Annotated in this window: 13 protein-coding genes; 6 read left to right on the top strand and 7 right to left on the bottom strand. The window is 66.4% G+C overall.

Annotated features, from left to right (window positions below):
* Positions 1 to 68: 68 nt before the first annotated feature.
* Positions 69 to 1415 carry a family 16 glycosylhydrolase gene (locus IBL26_RS04875; protein ID WP_187783337.1) on the top strand — a complete coding sequence of 449 codons (1347 nt, stop codon included), beginning with the start codon at positions 69 to 71 and terminating at the stop codon, positions 1413 to 1415.
* 20 nt (positions 1416 to 1435) lie between these two features.
* Here the strand turns inward: IBL26_RS04875 and IBL26_RS04870 are convergent, their stop codons facing one another.
* From IBL26_RS04870 to IBL26_RS04855, 4 genes are read right to left on the bottom strand one after another with little or no spacing between them, the layout of a single operon-like run.
* A complete protein-coding gene (locus tag IBL26_RS04870; protein ID WP_187783336.1) occupies positions 1436 to 2752 on the bottom strand; it encodes a glycoside hydrolase 5 family protein in 1317 nt (438 codons plus the stop codon).
* A complete protein-coding gene (locus IBL26_RS04865) occupies positions 2742 to 4124 on the bottom strand; it encodes a lipopolysaccharide biosynthesis protein (RefSeq protein ID WP_187783335.1) in 1383 nt (460 codons plus the stop codon). The genes IBL26_RS04870 and IBL26_RS04865 overlap by 11 nt, the downstream gene beginning before the upstream one ends.
* Entirely contained in the window at positions 4121 to 5197 is a 1077-nt protein-coding gene (locus tag IBL26_RS04860; protein ID WP_187783334.1) for a glycosyltransferase, read from the bottom strand. Before IBL26_RS04860 ends, IBL26_RS04865 begins: the two co-directional genes overlap by 4 nt.
* A gap of 38 nt (positions 5198 to 5235) precedes the next feature.
* The gene (locus tag IBL26_RS04855; RefSeq protein WP_187783333.1) at positions 5236 to 6426 is read right to left on the bottom strand and encodes a glycosyltransferase; all 1191 of its coding nucleotides are present in this window, start codon (positions 6424 to 6426) and stop codon (positions 5236 to 5238) included.
* A 369-nt stretch (positions 6427 to 6795) separates the two neighbouring features.
* Between IBL26_RS04855 and IBL26_RS04850 the strand changes: the two genes are divergently transcribed.
* The 4 genes from IBL26_RS04850 to IBL26_RS04835 all read left to right on the top strand — a co-directional run bounded on the left by IBL26_RS04850 (position 6796) and on the right by IBL26_RS04835 (position 13984).
* Complete coding sequence (locus tag IBL26_RS04850; RefSeq protein ID WP_187783332.1) at positions 6796 to 9885, top strand: acetoacetate--CoA ligase; 3090 nt, start codon at positions 6796 to 6798, stop codon at positions 9883 to 9885.
* A gap of 163 nt (positions 9886 to 10048) precedes the next feature.
* Positions 10049 to 10405, top strand: a complete 357-nt coding sequence (locus IBL26_RS04845) for a HigA family addiction module antitoxin (protein WP_187783331.1) — start codon at positions 10049 to 10051, stop codon at positions 10403 to 10405.
* A complete protein-coding gene (locus tag IBL26_RS04840) occupies positions 10395 to 11897 on the top strand; it encodes an ATPase domain-containing protein (protein ID WP_187783330.1) in 1503 nt (500 codons plus the stop codon). The genes IBL26_RS04845 and IBL26_RS04840 overlap by 11 nt, the downstream gene beginning before the upstream one ends.
* A complete protein-coding gene (locus tag IBL26_RS04835) occupies positions 11897 to 13984 on the top strand; it encodes a hybrid sensor histidine kinase/response regulator (RefSeq protein WP_187783329.1) in 2088 nt (695 codons plus the stop codon). Before IBL26_RS04840 ends, IBL26_RS04835 begins: the two co-directional genes overlap by 1 nt.
* Positions 13985 to 14182: 198 nt before the next feature.
* On the opposite strand, the gene IBL26_RS04830 is transcribed toward IBL26_RS04835, so the two are convergent.
* From IBL26_RS04830 to creD, 3 genes are all read right to left on the bottom strand, one after another.
* Positions 14183 to 15307 carry an extracellular catalytic domain type 1 short-chain-length polyhydroxyalkanoate depolymerase gene (locus tag IBL26_RS04830; protein WP_187783328.1) on the bottom strand — a complete coding sequence of 375 codons (1125 nt, stop codon included), beginning with the start codon at positions 15305 to 15307 and terminating at the stop codon, positions 14183 to 14185.
* Between the two features lie 72 nt (positions 15308 to 15379).
* On the bottom strand, positions 15380 to 15799 hold the full coding sequence (locus IBL26_RS04825) for a CopG family transcriptional regulator (protein ID WP_187783327.1): 420 nt from the start codon (positions 15797 to 15799) through the stop codon (positions 15380 to 15382).
* A gap of 85 nt (positions 15800 to 15884) precedes the next feature.
* Positions 15885 to 17237, bottom strand: a complete 1353-nt coding sequence (creD, locus tag IBL26_RS04820; RefSeq protein ID WP_187783326.1) for a cell envelope integrity protein CreD — start codon at positions 17235 to 17237, stop codon at positions 15885 to 15887.
* Between the two features lie 188 nt (positions 17238 to 17425).
* On the opposite strand from creD, the gene IBL26_RS04815 reads away from it, so the two are divergent.
* The gene (locus IBL26_RS04815) at positions 17426 to 18148 is read left to right on the top strand and encodes a response regulator transcription factor (protein ID WP_187783325.1); all 723 of its coding nucleotides are present in this window, start codon (positions 17426 to 17428) and stop codon (positions 18146 to 18148) included.
* Positions 18149 to 18165: the final 17 nt, after the last annotated feature.

The raw sequence follows: 18165 nt of genomic DNA, 5'->3' as shown, positions 1-18165 counted from the left end.
TTGAGAATTACACTTAACGTAGCCGATTGGGCACTTCTGACTGATGTCGCCACGTATGAGGGATCTTGATGCCAGCTGGTAATTTCCGCCTGACCTTCGACGCCGAATTCAATGACCCCCAGCAGCCACTCTTCCTGGACCAGGGGGGCGCCTTTTCTCCCACCCTGGCGCATTGGGAAAACCTGCGGACCTTCGCGGATAACCACGAGCAGCAGACCTACGTGGATGCCGGGTTCGGCGGGGCCGATGCCTATAATCCCTTCAGCGTCGCCGACGGCGTGCTGACGATCACCGCTGTCCCGACGCCGGAGAACCTGAAGGACGACGTCTCGACCCCCTACGTGTCCGGTGTGCTGGAGACCTCGGGGGGGCCGGCTTCGGAAGGGACGCAGCCGGACGGCTTCTGGCAGCAATACGGCTACTGGGAGATGCGGGCCGAGCTGCCGCAAGGGCAGGGGCTGTGGCCGGCCTTCTGGCTGGTCGGCATGGGCGAGATCGATATCATGGAGGTGCTGGGCCACGACCCCTGGGTCGTCCACAACTCCACCCACGATTTCCGCGGCAACCCCGCCCAGCACACGACGAACGCGGCAGCGGTGGGCACCGATGTCTCGGCCGGCTTCCATACCTATGGACTGGAATGGACCGAGGACGCCCTGGACTTCTACTTCGACGGCCAACTGACCACGCATCTGGACGGCGCCGCCTTCCGCGACTTCGGGCCTTCTTTCCTGGTGGTCAACCTGGCCGTCGGCGGCGACTGGGGCGGCAACCCGGACAGCACGACGCCGTTCCCCGCCGAGATGAAGGTGGACTACATCCGCGTCTACGAGGAGGACGCCGCCGGTGCGCCGATCGAGGCGGAGACGCCGGCCACGCCTGCCAGGCCGGGCGTGGACCCGATCCTGCTGAGCACGACGCCGGTGTACCTGAACGGCGCGGATGGGGACGACAAGCTGGTGGGCCACGCCGGCGATGACTGGCTGCAAGGCGGCGGTGGCAATGACACCCTGACCGGCCATGACGGCGATGATGGCCTCTCCGGCGGTGCCGGCAACGACCATCTGTGGGGCCAGAACGGCAACGATACGATCTACGGCGATGCCGGAGACGACGTCATCCTCGGCGGGCAGGGCGACGACCGCATCTATGGCGGCGCCGGCAACGACCGCATGGCCGGGGACGAAGGCGCCGACATCTTCTCCACCCACGGCAATGAAGGCGATGACATCATCACCGACTTCACCCGTGGCACCGACAGGATCGAACTGGTCGGCGTTTCCGCCAGCGACGTGAGCTGGCAGGCGACCACGCGGCAGGGCGCCGATGCCATGCTGGTGACCTTCGCCGGGGGCGATACCCTGACGCTGGATCACCTGCAGGCACTGAGCCAGAGCGACTTCATCTTCGCCTGAGCCGAGGGCAGGGATGGCTCTCATCGCGCCGGCCCCGCCGGCCGCAGCGAGCCATCCCCGCCGACCGAGAAGATACGCGGCGCCGTGTCCAGCCGCAGGCTCTCTGCCACCACGAACTGCGTGCCATCCGGCGCACAGCCAGGGGAGAGTGGCGCGGGCTGGCCCGCCAGGCACAGGCGCCTGGGGGCGACGATCATGCTGCCCTGGGCCTCGGTGTTCCACCCGACCAGGACGCTGGTTGGGCCCTCCGCCGCGCCGAAAGCCAGCAGGAACTCGCCGGTCCGGAACGTCTCCACCCGGCCCTGGTACTCCAGGCCGCGCAGTGCCCCGGCGATGCGCGCCAGCGCCGTATGGACCGGCTTCGGCTGCCCCCAGTGATCGACGATGCCGAAGCTCGCTTCCTTCTGGCTGGCATCCGGGCCGTCGTCCCACCAATCGTAGATGATGGTCAGGGGAATGCCGGCCATCCGATCCAACAGCCAGAGCCTGGCGACGTAATCCGCCTGCCGCTGCCGGGTCCAGGCGCCGCCGGTGGAGGAATAGCCCCACTCGCTGTTGACGATCGCCGGCGGCGTGCGGCCCTGCGCCTGCGCGACCCGCTGTACCACGCCTTGCAGCCTCGCCCAGTCTTCCAGCACGTCTTCCGGCGCGCGGTCGCGATAGGGGTGCACGCTGACAGCGTCGAAGCATCCGGCGCGGTCGGCCTCGGCGAAATCCTCCAGGAACCAGCGCAGGAAACCGGACGCGGCCGGCCCTAGAACGACGGCGCCGGCATCCTGTGCGCGCACGGCGCCACAGGCCTCGGCGGCGAAGCCGATATAGGTGCGCAGGTCGACCGGCATGCCGAAATTATGGTCGGGCTCGTTCCACACTTCCCACGCGACGCGGCCCTGGTAACGCGCGGCCGCCAGGCGCACGAAGGCCATGAACGCGGTCCGCGCTTCGCCATGCTGGGGCGCGGCGTAACCAAGCGAAGGTGAATCCGGCCGCCCCGGTACCCTCTCCGCATAAAGCGGGTTGGAGTAGGCGAGGATGAACAGGGCCTGCAGGCCGTTGGCTTCCAGGTCGCCCAACAGCACATCGGCCGCCGCCCAGTCATAGCGCCCTCGCCCAGTCTCGACCTGCGCCCAGAGCAGATCCGTCCGCACCACCTGGAAGCCGAGTTGCCGGATGCGTGGCAGATCCCGCGGGCGCCCGGGCGGAAAGTGGACATTGACGCCGAGGCCCGCCGTAACGCCGCCTTCGCCCAGCCAGGCCTGGATGCGGCCAGCCGGCTGGGCGTGCGCGCCCATCGAGCCTGCCAGCAACATGGCCATGGCCAGCCGGTCAATCCGCATGGCGGCCGTGCTCCATGAGGAGGCGCAGCGACGAGACCGAGGTCGCTGGGCGGAACGTCGCCCGGATGGAGACGCCGTGGATCAACCGGTGCATCCCGCGCACATGCAGGGCCAGCAGCACGGCCTCGCTCAGCACGGCGGCGATGGGCGCGCCCGCCAAACCTAGTACCGGCACCAGGGCCAGATTCGCCAGGATGCCGCACAATGCGGCCCAACCCAGGTAACCAACCTTTTGCGCGACTTCGGCCGGGCTGACAAAGGTGGCGCTGAAGGATGCGTGCACGAAGCGGATCGGCAGGGCGAGGGAGAGGATGGACAGCACCATCACCGCATCCGGCAATCCATCGCCGAACAGTAGCGGGATCAGGATCGGGCTGCCGAGCCCAAGCACCAGCATGCCGGCCACGCCCGTCGCCAACATGGCAATGACACCCAGGTGGAACACCGCGCCGAACCGCGCGCGGTCATGCACCGCCCAGCGGCAGATGATCGGCGTGAGGAATTTCATGTAGACGACCTGCGGCAGCATGGAGGCCGCCGCAATCAGCAATAATGCCGCGCTGTAGGAGGCCGCCGCGGCGCCGCCGACCTGCCAATCGAGCAGCACGACGGCCCACTGGAAGTACAGCACGTAGAAGACGGTCATCAACGCGAAGGGCATCGCCAGTTTCGCCACGGACACCAGCGACGGGGCTGTGCGGTCTACAAGGCTGGCAGGGCCATCCGGCGGCAAGGCGAGGCTGGCGGACCAGAGCGGACGCAGCAGCCACGCGCCGGCGGCAGCAACCGCCATTCCGGTAAGGCCGTACAACAGCAACACTTCTTCCAGCGACGGCGGGGCGTCACGCGGCAGTACCATCAGGCAGAGCAGCAGCAACCGCAGTGCCTGCGTCGCCGCCTGCCAAAGCGACAGCGCGCCATAGCGCCGTTCCAGCTGCAGCCGCGCGGAACCCAAATCGACCGCGGCCTGGCCGGCGACAATGGCCAGACCAGCCAGGAAGGCCAGCCATTGCGCCTGCCCGGAGACGCTGCTGCCCACCAGCGTATACGCGCCCAGCAGCACCGTTGCGAAGGCGCCGCTCAGCGCCAGCAACCGGCCGAGAGCCGGTGTCCAGCGATAGGCCTGCCGGCCTTCATCACCGAAGATTTGCAGCAGCAGCCAGTTAACCCCGGCGCAGGCAACGGAGGACAGCAGGTTGGCCACCGTCAGGATCGCGGCCAACTGGCCGTACTCGACCGCGGTGAGCGAGCGCGCCAGGAACGTCTGGGTCAGCAGTGACAACAGGGACGCCATTAGCGTACCGCCCAGCAACGCGCCGAGGCCACGAAGGACCAGATGCAGGCCGCGATGGCGCCCCTGCCGGCCGGTCATGCCGCGAGCTCCGCGATGCGGGATCTCGCCGCGGCCACCATGCCGCGATACAGGGCAGCGTGCCGTCCGATCTGCTGTTCGAGAGAGAACAGTTCAGCGGCGCGGCTTCTGGCGGCCGCATGCATGGCGCTGCTCCTCGCCCGGTCGGCCGCCAGCCCGCTGAGCCTTTTCGCGAAGAGCGCGGCGTTGCCGGACGGCACCAGATGGCCGGTGACATTCTCCACCACCATCTCCCGCAGGCCGGGCATGTCCGTGGCGACCACGGGCAGGCCGAGATGCATCGCCTCAATCACCGCCATCGGCAGGCCTTCCCAGAGCGAGGGCAGCACCATGCAGCGGGCCCTGGTGAGGGCACGCAGCGCATCCGCGTGCGGCAGGCTGCCAAGGAAGGTGAAGCGGTCCTGCAAGGACAGTTCACGTACCCGCTGGCGCAGCGCCGGGCCCAACTCGCCATCGCCGACGATGAGAAACCGCAGGGCAGGAGCAAGCCGAGCGATTTCCGCCAGTAGAAGCGGATTTTTCTGGTGATGCAGCCTGCCGATGAAGGCCACGTCGTGGTCCGGCGCGCGCGGAGGGCCCTCGGCGCCGGGCTGCGCAGCGCCATTGTAGATGACATGGCTTGTTGTCGTGCCACCGAGCAGCCCGTCCTTCGAGGCCAACGCGGCATCGCTTTGGGACACGAAGACGACGGCCTGCGCGGCGGCGATGCAGAGCCATTCGCTCCACCGCGCGAAGGTCCGGACGCCGATGGCTTTGTTGCCGTAGTGGAAGCCATGCACGGTATAGGCGATGGCCGGACCAAGCCCACGTGGCAACAAGGCACAGGGAAGCCCCGCCCTGGCGCCGTGAGCATGAACGATACTGGGCTTCGTCGCCCGAATGACCGCCTGCACTTTGCGCGAGGTGAACAGGGAGGCGGCGCGCCGCGAGAAATCCAGCTCATGCACCACGATGCCGAGCGACCTGGCGGTGCTGACCAGCTCCGTTCCCTGCTGGGTGGCTATACTGACGGAGACGCTGTGATGCCGCAGCCCGGACGCCAGTTGCAGAACCGCCGTGGTGCCGCCACCCATCCTGCCATCGCCGATGACCTGGAGAACTGAGACCGACATCACGCCGCCTCCCCCGCTACCGCAATGGCGGTGACAGTCGGCTGAAACGGCAGCGGCAAATCGGCGACGCTGCGCCAACGCCTTGCCGGGCCCTGCTCGGCCAAGGCCATGTCGAGGGCAGCCAGGAAACCTTCGCGAAAGCGCGCCTTGGAGAAGTTTCCCGCATGCTGCGCGATCGCCTGTGGGTCGAAGCTGTGCTCGGTGGCTTCGAAGCGCCGCATGGCATCCGTCAGGGACGGGATCGATTGCTCGGAGAAATGCAGGCCGGAAACCGGCGTGACGGTTTCCAGTGCGCCTCCGCGCCCATAGGCGATGACAGGTCGGCCACAGGCCATCGCTTCCAGCGGAACGATTCCGAAATCTTCCTCGCCCGTGAACAGCAAAGCGCGGCAACGCGCATAGTGGGAGCGCAGCGTGGCGTCGTCGACATGCCCCAGAAAGGCCACCAGCGGTCCGGCCTGGCGGGCAAGGCGTTCCTTCTCGCTGCCGCCGCCAATGATAACCAGCCGGCGGCCAAGCGCTTTGCAGGCGTCGATGGCGAGATCGACGCGTTTGTAGGGAATCAGCTGCCCCGCATATAGATAGAAATCTCCGGCCGTTGTCCCAGCCGCCATCGCCCCGTTGAAAAGGTCGAGGTCCACCGGCGGGTAAACGACTTCGGATGGGCGCCGATAGAATTTCCGGATCTGATCCGAAATGTTGCGTGAATTGGCAACGAAGAAATCGACCCGGGCGGATGCCGTCTGGTCCCACTGCCGCAGCCGGTGTGCCAGGAGAGAGACAAGCGGCCGGAGTGGAAGCGGCACCTGCTGCCGATACTCCTGGTACATATTCCAGATGTATCGCATCGGCGTATGGCAATAGCAGACATGCAAGGCATCCGGACGCGTCAGCACCCCTTTCGCCGGCCCTGACTCGCTGCTGATCACCAGATCATACTTTCGGAGATCGAGCTGCTCGAGCGCGAGCGGCATCAGCGGCAGGTACGCCTGATACAGCCGGGCGGCGAAGGGCAACCTCGCGATGAACGTCGTCGAAACCCGGTGCGCCCGGATCGTGTCCGAGATCGCCTCCGGCCTATAGACATGGGTGAAGATATCCGCCTCGGGGAAGAGCTCGCAGAGCGATTCGAGAACCTTCTCGCCTCCCCGCATGCCAACCAGCCAGTAGTGGATGATGGCTACCTTCATCTGGCCCCTCATGTCTCGGGCTCATCCAGGCCACGGCTCTGTCCGCTCGCTGGAAGGTGACCGAATGGAAAGCTTCAGAGGTGAGGTAAGGCTTGGCTTTGGTTGCAGTGCAAGATGTTTTGCTGAAGTAACAAAGACACGAACAAATTTCGTTGCGCGCAGGAAAAGCCACCTGGCTAGATTTCAGATAGCTATATTCTCTCTAAAAGAAATATTTTTGCGCTATTTCTCACGGACTCCGCAGCCAGTCTGCCGCACTGCAGCGTGATCAAGTTTTGTTGATTGGATGCAACGATATGCTGCAACGCAGAATTCCGCGCCGTCCTTCCACGCATAAGCTTTAGGTGCCCTAAGAGAGGAGCGCGGAGCATGCCCGATGGTCTGAATACCCAAGCCCTGCCGTTGCCGAAAGACCCGGTCGCGCAGCTTGCGCCCATCTTCAATCCCGACCCCGCACGCTTCGCCGTATCACAACTCGCCGCATTCCAGAAGTTTTGCGCAGTGCGGACAGGCCTGTGCTTCGAGACGTACGCATCCTTCGACGACTTCGCGGTTCAGCAGTCGCAACTCTTCTGGCAATTGTTTCTTGAGTGGTGCGATCTTCCTTGGAGTGGCAACTCAAATCCTGCCTGGCAGGGGCAAGGAATCGCCGACGCTTGCTTCTTTCCCGATGTTCGGCTGAACTTCGCCGAATGTGTCCTCGGCGGTGGCCGGCACAAGACGGACGACGACATCGCCCTGATCAGCTGCAAGGCGGACGGATCCTCGGTCAGCACCAGCTGGGCAGAGCTGCGCAGCAGGGTTACCGAGGTCGCACTCGCGCTTCACGTACGCGGCCTGCGGGCGGGCGACCGCGTTGGCGCCGTATTCCGCAATGATGACATGGCGATCATCACCTGCCTGGCGATCGCAGCACTCGGTGCCAGCCTTTCGACCTCGGCGCCGGAGATGGGGGTGGAGGCCATCGTGTCCCGCTTCGCGCGGCTGAAGCCGGATCTCATCATCTCCCACGGCAGCAGCGGGGACGATCCCGAACTTCCGCTGCGCGTGCATCATGTTGCCGCAGAGGTCGCACCTCGCCTGGGCATGATTCTACTGGGCCGTGCCTCTGTTCCCTTGCCGGCCGAGGCGCCCGCGGTGCTGCTGCTGTCCGACATCCCGTGGGCATCGGTCAAGGGTAGGGCGTGGGCACGCTTCGATTTTAACCAGCCACTCTTCATTCTGTTTTCTTCAGGCACCACGGGCGCACCGAAATGCATCGTCCACGGCGCCGGCGGTACCTTGATCGAGCACCTGAAGGAACATCGCCTGCACTGTGACCTGGGCGGGCGTGACAGGCTGTTCTTTTTCACCTCCACCGCCTGGATGATGTGGAACTGGCAGCTCTCGGCACTGGCGGCTGGGACGACGCTTGTTCTGTACGACGGCGCCGTGACCGGGCCCGAAACCCTGTGGCGTATTGTCGAAGAACATCGCGTCACGGTTTTCGGCACCAGCCCGCCCTACCTGAAACTCTGCGCGGACCATGGCTATGTGCCGGCGCGACAGACCGATCTTGCCTCGTTGCGGGCCATCCTCTCCACCGGATCCATTCTTCGGGACGAGCAGTTTGACTGGGTCGCCAGCCAGGTGAAGCCGGTGCCGCTGCAGTCGGTTTCCGGTGGCACCGATATCATCGGGTGCTTCGTGCTCGGCCATCCCGGCCTGCCGGTGTTTCGGGGAGAGGCGCAGTGCCGCAGCCTCGGCCTCGACGTCCGGGCAATGCTAAAGGATGGATCGAGTGCTGCAACAGAGGGCGAGCTGATCTGCGCCAATCCGTTTCCCTCCCGTCCCGTCGGCTTCCTCAACGATCCGGATGGCAAAGCGTTCCGCGCCGCATATTTCGCTGAGAACCCCGGCGTCTGGACCCACGGGGATCTCATCTCGGTATCCCCTCACGGCGGCTTCCGCATGCGGGGCCGCTCGGACGGCATTCTCAACGTTCGTGGCATCCGCATTGGCCCTGCTGAGATTTATGCGGCGTTATCAGGCATCGATGGCATCAAGGATGCCTTGGCGGTCGAGCAGGTGTTGCCGGATGGCGCATCGCGCATCGTTCTGCTCGTCGTTCTGCAGGACGCGACGTTGCTCGATGATGTGCTCAGCAGGGCGATACGTCGGCAGATCGGCGAGCGCACATCGCCCGCCCATGTTCCCGCCGTCTTGGCCCAGGTCAGTGACCTTCCGACAACCCATAGTGGCAAGCGTTCCGAACGTGCGGCGTCGGACGCGGTCAATGGGCGGGCCATCGCCAATCGCGCGGCGCTGCGGAACCCCGAGATTTTGGAGGAACTTGCAAATCACTCCGCCCTGCAAGCGCCTCTTGGCATCGTCGCTGGCCAGACCACCGATCCAGCCGCTTCAGTCACAGAGCGACTTTGCGGCATCTGGAGGCGCCTGTTCGGCTTCAACGCCGTTAGCGCCGAGGATGACTTCTTTCTTCTCGGCGGCGACTCGATTATGGCCATTTCGCTCTTCGCCGCGATCGAGGCCGAGTTCGGCCAGGATCTCCCGATGTCCGTGCTGTTCCACGCCCGTACGGTGGCCGAACTAGCGCAGCTGATTGAAGCGGGTGGTACGGAGCGGAACGTCTCTCTCGTGCGCGTCAGCGATGGCGCCGGGCGGCCGGTCTTCGCGGTGCACGGGATGTCCGGCACCGTCGTGGAGCAGCGCCAGTTCCTGGGACATCTCGGCGCCCTGTCCGGCCGTCCGGTCTACGCCCTTCAGGCCTATGGCCTGGATCAGGACAAGCTGCCGCACCGGGATATTCCCGCCATGGCCGCGCACTACATTGCGGCACTGCGCGAAGTCCAGCCACACGGTCCCTATGCGCTATGCGGCTACTCCTTCGGAGGCCTGGTGGTCTACGACATGGCGCGACAATTGGCCGAAGCTGGCGAACGCATGGATATGCTGGCGCTGCTCGATTCAGGCTTCCATCCGCGCAACCTGTCGCTGCGCGACTGGCTGCGATTCCGCCTCGGGCGCTTCGCGGTCTATCGCGACGCCATGGCTGGCATGAACACCCGTGAGCGCCGGGCTTATCTTCGTCAGGAGCTGGCGAACATCGGCAACAGCATTCGGGTGGCAGCCGGCCTCACCCCAAGTCGGAACACTGTGGCGACGGCGGAGACAGAGCGGCCGCTGCCGCCGCCACTGGATCGCGTGCGGGCCGGGTGTGAGCTGGCTTATGCCTCCTATCGGCCGCAACCCTTCCCCGGTCCGGTGATCCTATTTCATGCCGAGCGTCGCGATCCGCGAACCTGCGATTCGCTGCCGCTCTGGCAACGTCTGTCGTCTCAACTAAAAATTGTCGGTGTCGCGGGGTCGCATCACGAGTTGGTCGTAGGTTCCTATGCGCAGGACTTGGCCCGCCATGTTGCCGCGTATTTGGGCTTGCACGCTACGCAGGAGCGGTAAGGGATGATCGCCTATCGCGGCGGATTCTGGTCCGAAGCGTCAGGCGGGCGCAGCCTGGAGGCCTGAACGCGGTCGGCCGGGCTGCCGTTTGCGCCTGGCGTCCCGGCGTAAGGGCGGCCGTGTAGATATTGCGGCCTGTCACTCCGCGCGTTACACCGCATGAATGAAGAACAGGCCGATCCCGGCGCCCCATCCCGAGGTCTGGCCGCATCCTGGCACATTACTGCGCGAATACGTGCTGCCCGCGCTCAACCTGAGCGTGAGTCAGGCTTCCGTCGAACTCCGGATCACACGGCAAAGCCTTCATCGCATCATGGCGGGGCAGGCCGCCATCACTGCTGAGACCTCGCTGCGGTTGGAGCGCTTCTGCGGTGTGCCCTCGCGGTTCTGGCTTCGCAGACAATCCGACTATGAATCCGGGCGCGCGAGGGACCGCATGAGCGACGTGCTCGCGGCTATCCCAGCCTATGCCCTCCCCAAGACCGTACTGGATCAGATCGGGACCACCGATGCAGAGTGAAGTAGGCCCGCCGCACAAGGCCCGCACCGGCGTTCCCGGCCTGGATGACATCCTGGTCGGCGGACTGGCCCAGGGCCATCTGTTCCTGCTGGAGGGCACGCCCGGCACCGGCAAGACCACCATTGCCCTGCGCTTCCTGCTGGAAGGCTCTGCAGCGGGGGAGAAGGGACTCTATATCACCCTCTCGGAAACCGACCGTGAGCTGCGCAGTGGTGCGGCCTCTCATGGCTGGACCCTTGATGAAAGTATCGAGGTCTTCGAGCTGGTGCCGCCGGAGAGCCTGCTGGACGCGTCCCAGCAGCAGAGCCTGCTCTACTCCTCCGACCTTGAGCTTGGCGAGGCGACGCGGCAGATCTTCGAGATGTTCGAGCGTGTGCGGCCATCCCGCGTCGTCCTCGATTCGCTCTCGGAGATCCGGCTGCTGGCGCAAAGTTCTTTGCGGTACCGGCGGCAGATCCTGGCGATGAAGCATTATTTCGCCCGCTCGGGCGCCACGGTGCTGTTGCTGGACGATCTGACCTCGGAGTCCCTTGACAAGACGGTGCACAGCGTCGTCCACGGCGTGATCCGCCTGGAGGAGCTCGCACCCGATTATGGGGCGGAGCGGCGGCGGCTGCGGGTGTCCAAGTATCGCGGACAGTCGTTCCGTGGCGGCTTCCATGATTTCACCGTCAAGACCGGCGGCGTCCATGTGTTTCCCCGGCTTGTCGCCGCCGAGCATCGCACAGGCTTCACGCGTGGTCGCATGACCAGCGACATTCCCGAGTTGGACGATTTGCTCGGCGGCGGGGTCGAGCAAGGGTCGAGCGCCCTGGTGCTCGGCCCGGCTGGCACCGGCAAAAGTACTTTCGTACTGCAGTTTCTGATCGCCGCTGCCAAGCGCGGCGAGAAGGTGGCCATGTTCGTCTTCGACGAGGAACTCGGCTTGTTGTTCGAACGGACGCGGGCCATGGGGTTCGATCTCCAGGGCCTTCGCGACAGCGGCATGCTGCATATCGAGCAGGTCGACGCCGCCGAGCTCTCGCCGGGCGAGTTCGCGCATCGGGTGCGGGAACGGGTGGATTTTGCCCAGGCCAAGACGGTGGTGATCGACAGCCTGAACGGCTATCAGGCAGCCATGCCGGATGAAAAATCGCTCATCCTGCACATCCACGAATTATTGCAGTACCTGAACCGCCAGGGCGCGACCACGTTCCTGACCGTGGCGCAGCATGGGCTGGTGGGTGACATGAAGTCACCTGTGGATATCACCTATCTGGCGGATACGGTCATCCTGCTGCGCTACTTCGAAGCGATGGGCAGGGTTCGCCGGGCGGTCTCGGTCATCAAGAAGCGTACCGGGTCGCACGAGGATACGATCCGTGAGTACCGCATCAGCGCCAAGGGCCTTCAACTTGGCATACCGCTCGACGAATTCCAGGGCGTGCTACGGGGTGTCCCGACTTTCGTTGGTGCCGCGATGCCGTTGATGAACGGCACGATCACCGAATAATGCCTCACTCAGCCGTCTCGTCGCCGCGGGCTTTGGTCTACATGCCGCATGGGCGGGATGCCACCATCGCGCAGGCCCTGTTGGCGGAGGCGCAAGCTTCCAGCCTCGTCTGCCAGGATCTCGGCATGTTCGAGGCCGCGCTGGACGATGAGGCGGGCTTCGGCGTGGTGACGGAGGAAGCGCTCCAGAGCGCCGATCTCCGCGGCCTCTCCGCCCGGCTGGCGCGCCAGCCGGCGTGGTCCGACTTCTCTTTCATCGTGCTGACCCGCAGCGGCGGTGGATTGGAGCGGAATCCGGCCGCCGTGCGTCTGCTCGACATCCTGGGCAACGTCACCTTCCTGGAGCGCCCGTTCCACCCGACGACCTTCATCAGCCTCGCCCGCTCCGCCTTACGCGGACGGCAGCGTCAGTATGACGCGCGGGCGCGGATCGAGGCGCTGCATGAGGGCGAGAGCAGGCTGGCGACCGCGCTGCAGGCCGGCCGGCTCGGCCCTTGGGAACTTGATGTCGAAGCCCGTGTCCTGGCCGCGTCCACCACCTGCAGGACAGTGTTTGGCCGCAGGCAGGACGCGGATTTCGGCTACGACGACCTGGTCGACAGCATCCATCCAGAGGACCGGGCCGAGGTGCTCGCCCGTATCCGTGCCAGCGCCGAGACCGGTAGCGACTTCGCCACCGAGTTCCGCACCCTCTGGCCGGACGGCACCGTGCACTGGGCGGAGTTGCGTGCGCGTCTGGTGCGGAACCGCCAGGCCGGCAAGACCAGGCTCGTCGGCGTCTCCTCGGATGTCACCGATCGCAAGACGGCGGAAGATCAACTCCGCCGCCTGAACGAGACGCTGGAAGACCGCGTTGCTTCCCGTACGGCCGAACTCAGCCTGGCGCACGACGTCGTGCTGGCGGAAATCGCGCAGCGCGAGCGGACTGAGGAGCAGCTGCGCCAGTCCCAGAAGATGGAGGCGGTCGGCCAGCTCACCGGTGGCCTGGCGCATGATTTCAACAATCTGCTCGCTGGCATCACGGGAAGCCTGGAGCTGCTGCAGCTTCGCATCGCGCAGGGCCGGGTGCATGAGATCGCCCGGTTCGTCAACTCGGCGCAGGAAGCCGCCGCGCGCGCGGCGGCGTTAACGCACCGCCTGCTTGCCTTTTCCCGCCGGCAGACGCTGGATCCCAAGACCACCGATGTCAGCCAGCTGGTGGCGGGAATGGAGGACCTGGTCCGCCGTACCGTCGGGCCGGAGATTTCGCTGGAAGTCGCGCGGGCGGATAATCTGTGGCTCACCCTCGTGGACCCGCCGCAGCTTGAGAACGCCCTGCTCAATCTTTGCATCAACGCGCGCGACGCCATGCCCGATGGCGGCCGGCTGATCATCCACGCCTCGAACGCCAAGGTGGACCATCAGGCTGGGCAGGACCACGACCTGCCGGCTGGCCAGTACGTCGTCCTCACCGTCACGGATAGTGGCGTGGGCATGACGCCGGATGTCATGGCGCGTGCTTTTGACCCGTTCTTCACCACCAAGCCGCTGGGCCAGGGTACCGGCCTGGGCCTCTCCATGATCTATGGCTTCGTCCGGCAATCGGAGGGGCATATTAGGATCCAGTCCGAAGTCGGCCACGGCACCACCATACGCCTCTATCTGCCGCGCCATGACGGCTACCTCGTCCGCATGGATGCGCAATCCGGCCTGGCGGACGCACCGCGCGCGGAGAAGGGCGAGACGGTACTCGTGGTGGATGACGAGGCCACCGTGCGCATGATCGTCACCGAGGTGCTTGAGGATCTGGGCTATGCGGCGGTCGAGGCCGCGGACGGCCATGCCGGCTTGCGAATCCTGCAATCTGACCTGCATATCGATTTGCTGGTAACGGATGTCGGCCTGCCGGGCGGCATGAATGGCCGGCAGCTGGCCGATGCGGCGCGATTGCTGCGCCCCGATCTGCGGATCTTGTTCATCACCGGTTACGCGGAGAACGCGGTGCTCGGCCAGGGCAGCCTGCATCCCGGCATGCATGTCCTGACCAAGCCTTTCGCGATGGATGCACTGGCGAACCGGATCAAGACGCTGATCGATTCCAGGGCTTAGGACTGGCCGCTGCGGCCCTGTCCTTGCGCTCTACAGGGGGCGTGTCCTGTTGCCGCAGACAAGCCCGCCTCCTCAGCCGCCGGTCGTAGCGACGGCTGGCGGCCAAAGGAAAGATCGGGTCCGGCGAATTCGTTCCCCGACCTTTCCCCGCGTGCCGTCACGGCGATACCACTCCCAACCCTCAGACTGCGTTTCGCCTTAGGCCATCCGGTGCTGTAGGAAAAACCGCAGTATTTCACGGGATGCGTCCGGACCACGTGGGTCGGTATAGCTGCCCGGCGCATGTCCACCGGCCCAGGCGTGGCCGCCGCCTTGGATCAACCAATGCTCAAGCTGCGGCTCACCCTGGCCGTTGCGGTAGCGGCTGATGGTGTAGCGGTGGCCGCCCGGCACCTGCCCATCCTGGCGCTCCGGCTTCATGCCCAGGCCGGCGCCGAATTGCGCCAGGACCTGGTCGCCATTGCGCGGATGCACCGTGCCGTCCCGGTCGGCATGGAAGACGATGGCGGGTGGCGTGCGCTGGCCGGCGGCAGCGCGGCTGGGCGCCGCACCGCCCTGCCGCATGGCGGCGAAGGCGGAGGGCATGTCCCGCGCCGCACCACACGCCAGGCCCGAATGCACGCCGATGGCGGCGTAGAGGTCCGGATAGACCGCGCCTAGAATGGCTGCCGCCGCACCGCCGGCGGAAAGCCCGGCGACATAAACACGGCGGGCGTCAACGGCGTAGTCCCGCATGATCTGCCGCGTCAGCCCGGCCAGGATCGCCGGCTCGCCCTGGTCCCGTTGCTGGTCGTTGGCGTTGAACCAGTTCCAGCATTTTTGCGGATTGGCCGAGGCCGGCTGGGCCGGATAGGCGACAAGGCACCCCTCCGCCTCCGCCAGCACGTTCATCCCGGTGCCCGTGGCGAAGTCCTCGGGCGACTGGGTGCAGCCATGCAGCATGACGATCAGCGGCACTGCCGCGCCGCGATAGCTGGCGGGGACGTAGAGCCGATAGGCGCGGGTCCCTGTTGGGCCGCTATAGGTCAGGGCATGGAAGGCGGCACCGGCTGGCATGGGCGAATTGGCTGGCCTGGCGGCGGTGCCGTTGAAGACAGTGGCGCGAGGGGCCGCAGGGCCCGGGCTGACAACGCCGGACGCAATCGCTTTCGGTAGTGCCCGCGCCAGGTCGATCACGCGCCGCGGTCGCACTGTCGCGTCCCTCGGGCCTGTCGCCGCCTGCCCCTGGCAAAGCTGCTGCAGCAACTGGGTCGCATCGTTCAATTGGCCCGCCTGGGTCAGGCGGAGCGCTTCGGTCATGCCTTGGAGGCGCGGGAAATTCATGGGTCCAGCCTTCTGAAAAGGATCAAGGCACGGCGCATCGAGGGGGCACGCTGGGCCGCTGGCCGTGGTGGCTCAGCGAAGCCGTTCGGCAAGGGCTGCCTTCACCGCGGCACTCGCTTGCAGCGCGCCCAGCACGGAGAGCGAGCGGATAGTGGCGCGGGCTAGTTCCGCCGTGACATCGGGGGCAATGCTGGCGAGGCCGAGGACGCGGATATCCAGCATCTCGCCTGCCGCCTGGACCTGCTCCAGGTCCGCGCGGGTGAAGTGCCGCATGCCGAGATCGAGGCTTCGCCGTGCGACGGATTGCCGCGCGGCCTCGGCATGGCGTTCGATCTGGTTACGGATGGCGGTGCGGATGAAATCGGTCCGGTTGGCGTAGAAGCCGTCCTGTACCAGCAGGTCGATATGGCCGAGATCGACATAGCCGAGATTGATGGTGATCTTCTCGCTGTCACCGCCTTTGGGGCGCAACTCGGTCACGTTATCCGTCATGATGCGCCATCCATATACCATCCGTGTGGATGGTAGATGGATGGCATCGAGGCTCACTTCAAGGCCGGCCCCGTACCCGCCTGCTTCAGCCTCCCGCCCAATCCACCCGCCGGGTCACGACCATGACGGCCGAGAGCGCGGCGAACAGTGCCACGGCGCCCGCCAGCAGCGCGTAGGCCTCCAGGCTCAGCACGACGTAAAGAAAGCCGAACAGCCCGGCCAGGATGGCGGCGAACAGCCCGGTCAGCCCCGGCCTGCGGGTGACGGCCGCCGTGTAGGCCGAGGACTGGATGACCACCGCAGCGGCGCTGATGGCAAAGGCGGCCGCGAAGCCCAGCGGTTCGCCGAAGGCCACCAGCAACAGCGGGAACAGCACCACGGAAAGTCCCAGCAGCCCGTACTGCACCAGATGGATGCGGACCGCCGCCACCAGCTCGAACAGCACATAGGTCAGGAAGGCGAGCGCCAGGAACATCGCCGCGTATTTCGAGGCGCGGGTGACCATGCGGTAAGTCGGCACTGCTTCCAGCAACTCGACACCCACCGGCATGCCGGCCTGCGCCAGGCCCTGGCACCAATTGGCGCTGAGGTTGCGCACCAGCGCCTGGCCGGTGCCTTCCCGCCAACTGGCGTTGAAGCCGCTATCGGTGATATCCGCACGCACCGGCAACCCGGCGCCCTGGAAGCTCGGCGTCGGCCAGGGCGCTGCCACGGTCAGGTTGGCATGGCGCGCCAGCGGCATAAGGCTGAAGCTGCCGGTGCCGCGCAGCGCCAGGCTTCCCTGCAACGCCAGGCGCTGGTCCGGTGCTGGCGGGCCCGCCAGGCCCAGTTCCCAGCGGATCAGCTCGGCGCCGACGCAACTGGCATCCGAGGCATCGCCCGCGACCAGCTCCCGCCCGTCGGCGGAAAGCCGCGCACCGCCGGCGGCAGCACGTAGGTCGGAGGCCCCGGTCACCAGGAAGGCCTGCGGCCACAGCAGCTCGGTCCCATCCGGCACCTTGATGGCCGGGATAGCGAGGGTGGCGGAGAGCGCGGCCTCCGCCTCATAGACCACGGCCTCGAACAACCCGCGGCGGCGGCGTTCCGGTGCCAGCCGTACCTCGGCATCCAACTGGGTGGGCAGCACAGCGATATAGCCGGTGTCCCAACGCAGCGGCTCCATCGTTGCGGTGACGCCGGGGCGGGGGGCGGCGGTGCGGGTCGGCACCACCAGCACAGGGCCCAGCAGGGATTGCGGCTGCCCCCAGCTCTGCGCGACGCCTCTGCGGACCTCCTCGCTGTAGGATTCGCGCTCGCCGATGACGGCCTCGATCATCAGATGCGGCACCAGCAGCAGCAACAACAGGCCGCCGACAAGGCCGAGCTTGCCGGCACGGCCCAGGCGGAATGGCGGCCGCGGCGCGGCAGGCAGCGGGGGCGGGGCAGGGACATCGTTCATGCGCGGGTCTTCCTCAAACACCACGCCATCCTCGCCGCCCGCCGTGCCGGGCGGATGACGCTCGCTGGGAAATGCCTTGCCAAACCTGTGCAAATCCGGTGCAGAGGCGCCGTGAGCAGGGCCACCACCGTTGCGCCGCCCCGCAGGCGGCGACACGTACGGAACGACACCACGCAACGGGAGGACGGATGCCGCGCATCCTGATCGTGGACGACGATGCGGCGATCCGGGACATCGTGCGCTTCGCACTCTCCCGCGCAGGGTTCGAGGTGCTGGAGGCCGCCGACGGCGCCGCCGGCCTGGCGCTGGCCCGCGCGCAGGCCCCCGACCTGATGGTGCTGGACGTGATGCTGCCGGAGATGGAAGGCACCGAGGTCTGCCGCGCGCTGCGCGCCACGCCCGGCCCGGCGGCTTCGGTGCCGATCCTGTTCCTCTCCTCCCGCGACGATGAGGTGGACCGCGTGGTGGGGCTGGAGATCGGCGGTGACGACTACCTGACCAAGCCCTTCAGCCCGCGGGAACTTGTGGCACGAATCCGCGCTGTGCTGCGCCGTGGGGCCCCGGCAGCGCCGCCGGTCCCGGCGCCCGCACCGGCTCCGCCACCTGCCGGGGAGGCGCTGCACCATGGCCGCCTGGCGCTGGACAGCGGCACCGCCCGCGTCACCTGGGATGGGCGGGACGTGGTGCTGACCGCCACCGAATTCGGCCTGCTCCGCACCCTGCTGCGCCGCCCCGGCCGCGTCTTCACCCGGGACGCGCTGATGGATGGCGCCTATGTGGTGGAGCGCGTGGTCTCCGACCGCACGATCGACAGCCATATCAGGCGGCTGCGGGCCAAGTTCGCCGCGCTCGGCGCCACGCCGGTCGAAACTCTGCCGGGCTTTGGCTATCGCCTCGGCTCATGCGAATAGGCCTGCGCCGCTTCCGG

It is taken from the genome of Teichococcus aerophilus (assembly GCF_014490485.1).
GTDB lineage: Bacteria > Pseudomonadota > Alphaproteobacteria > Acetobacterales > Acetobacteraceae > Pseudoroseomonas > Pseudoroseomonas aerophila.
This window is presented reverse-complemented; position numbering and strand designations above follow the sequence as displayed.

Excerpts from the sequence above, each read along its gene's own strand:
- IBL26_RS04830 (WP_187783328.1), bottom strand. The coding sequence starts at position 15,307 with ATGAATTTCCCGCGCCTCCAAGGCATGACCGAAGCGCTCCGCCTGACC.
- IBL26_RS04875 (WP_187783337.1), top strand. The coding sequence starts at position 69 with ATGCCAGCTGGTAATTTCCGCCTGACCTTCGACGCCGAATTCAATGAC.
- IBL26_RS04870 (WP_187783336.1), bottom strand. The coding sequence starts at position 2,752 with ATGCGGATTGACCGGCTGGCCATGGCCATGTTGCTGGCAGGCTCGATG.
- IBL26_RS04825 (WP_187783327.1), bottom strand. The coding sequence starts at position 15,799 with ATGACGGATAACGTGACCGAGTTGCGCCCCAAAGGCGGTGACAGCGAG.
- IBL26_RS04855 (WP_187783333.1), bottom strand. The coding sequence starts at position 6,426 with ATGAAGGTAGCCATCATCCACTACTGGCTGGTTGGCATGCGGGGAGGC.
- IBL26_RS04850 (WP_187783332.1), top strand. The coding sequence starts at position 6,796 with ATGCCCGATGGTCTGAATACCCAAGCCCTGCCGTTGCCGAAAGACCCG.
- IBL26_RS04840 (WP_187783330.1), top strand. The coding sequence starts at position 10,395 with ATGCAGAGTGAAGTAGGCCCGCCGCACAAGGCCCGCACCGGCGTTCCC.
- IBL26_RS04860 (WP_187783334.1), bottom strand. The coding sequence starts at position 5,197 with ATGGGTGGCGGCACCACGGCGGTTCTGCAACTGGCGTCCGGGCTGCGG.
- IBL26_RS04845 (WP_187783331.1), top strand. The coding sequence starts at position 10,049 with ATGAAGAACAGGCCGATCCCGGCGCCCCATCCCGAGGTCTGGCCGCAT.
- IBL26_RS04815 (WP_187783325.1), top strand. The coding sequence starts at position 17,426 with ATGCCGCGCATCCTGATCGTGGACGACGATGCGGCGATCCGGGACATC.
- creD (WP_187783326.1), bottom strand. The coding sequence starts at position 17,237 with ATGAACGATGTCCCTGCCCCGCCCCCGCTGCCTGCCGCGCCGCGGCCG.
- IBL26_RS04835 (WP_187783329.1), top strand. The coding sequence starts at position 11,897 with ATGCCTCACTCAGCCGTCTCGTCGCCGCGGGCTTTGGTCTACATGCCG.
- IBL26_RS04865 (WP_187783335.1), bottom strand. The coding sequence starts at position 4,124 with ATGACCGGCCGGCAGGGGCGCCATCGCGGCCTGCATCTGGTCCTTCGT.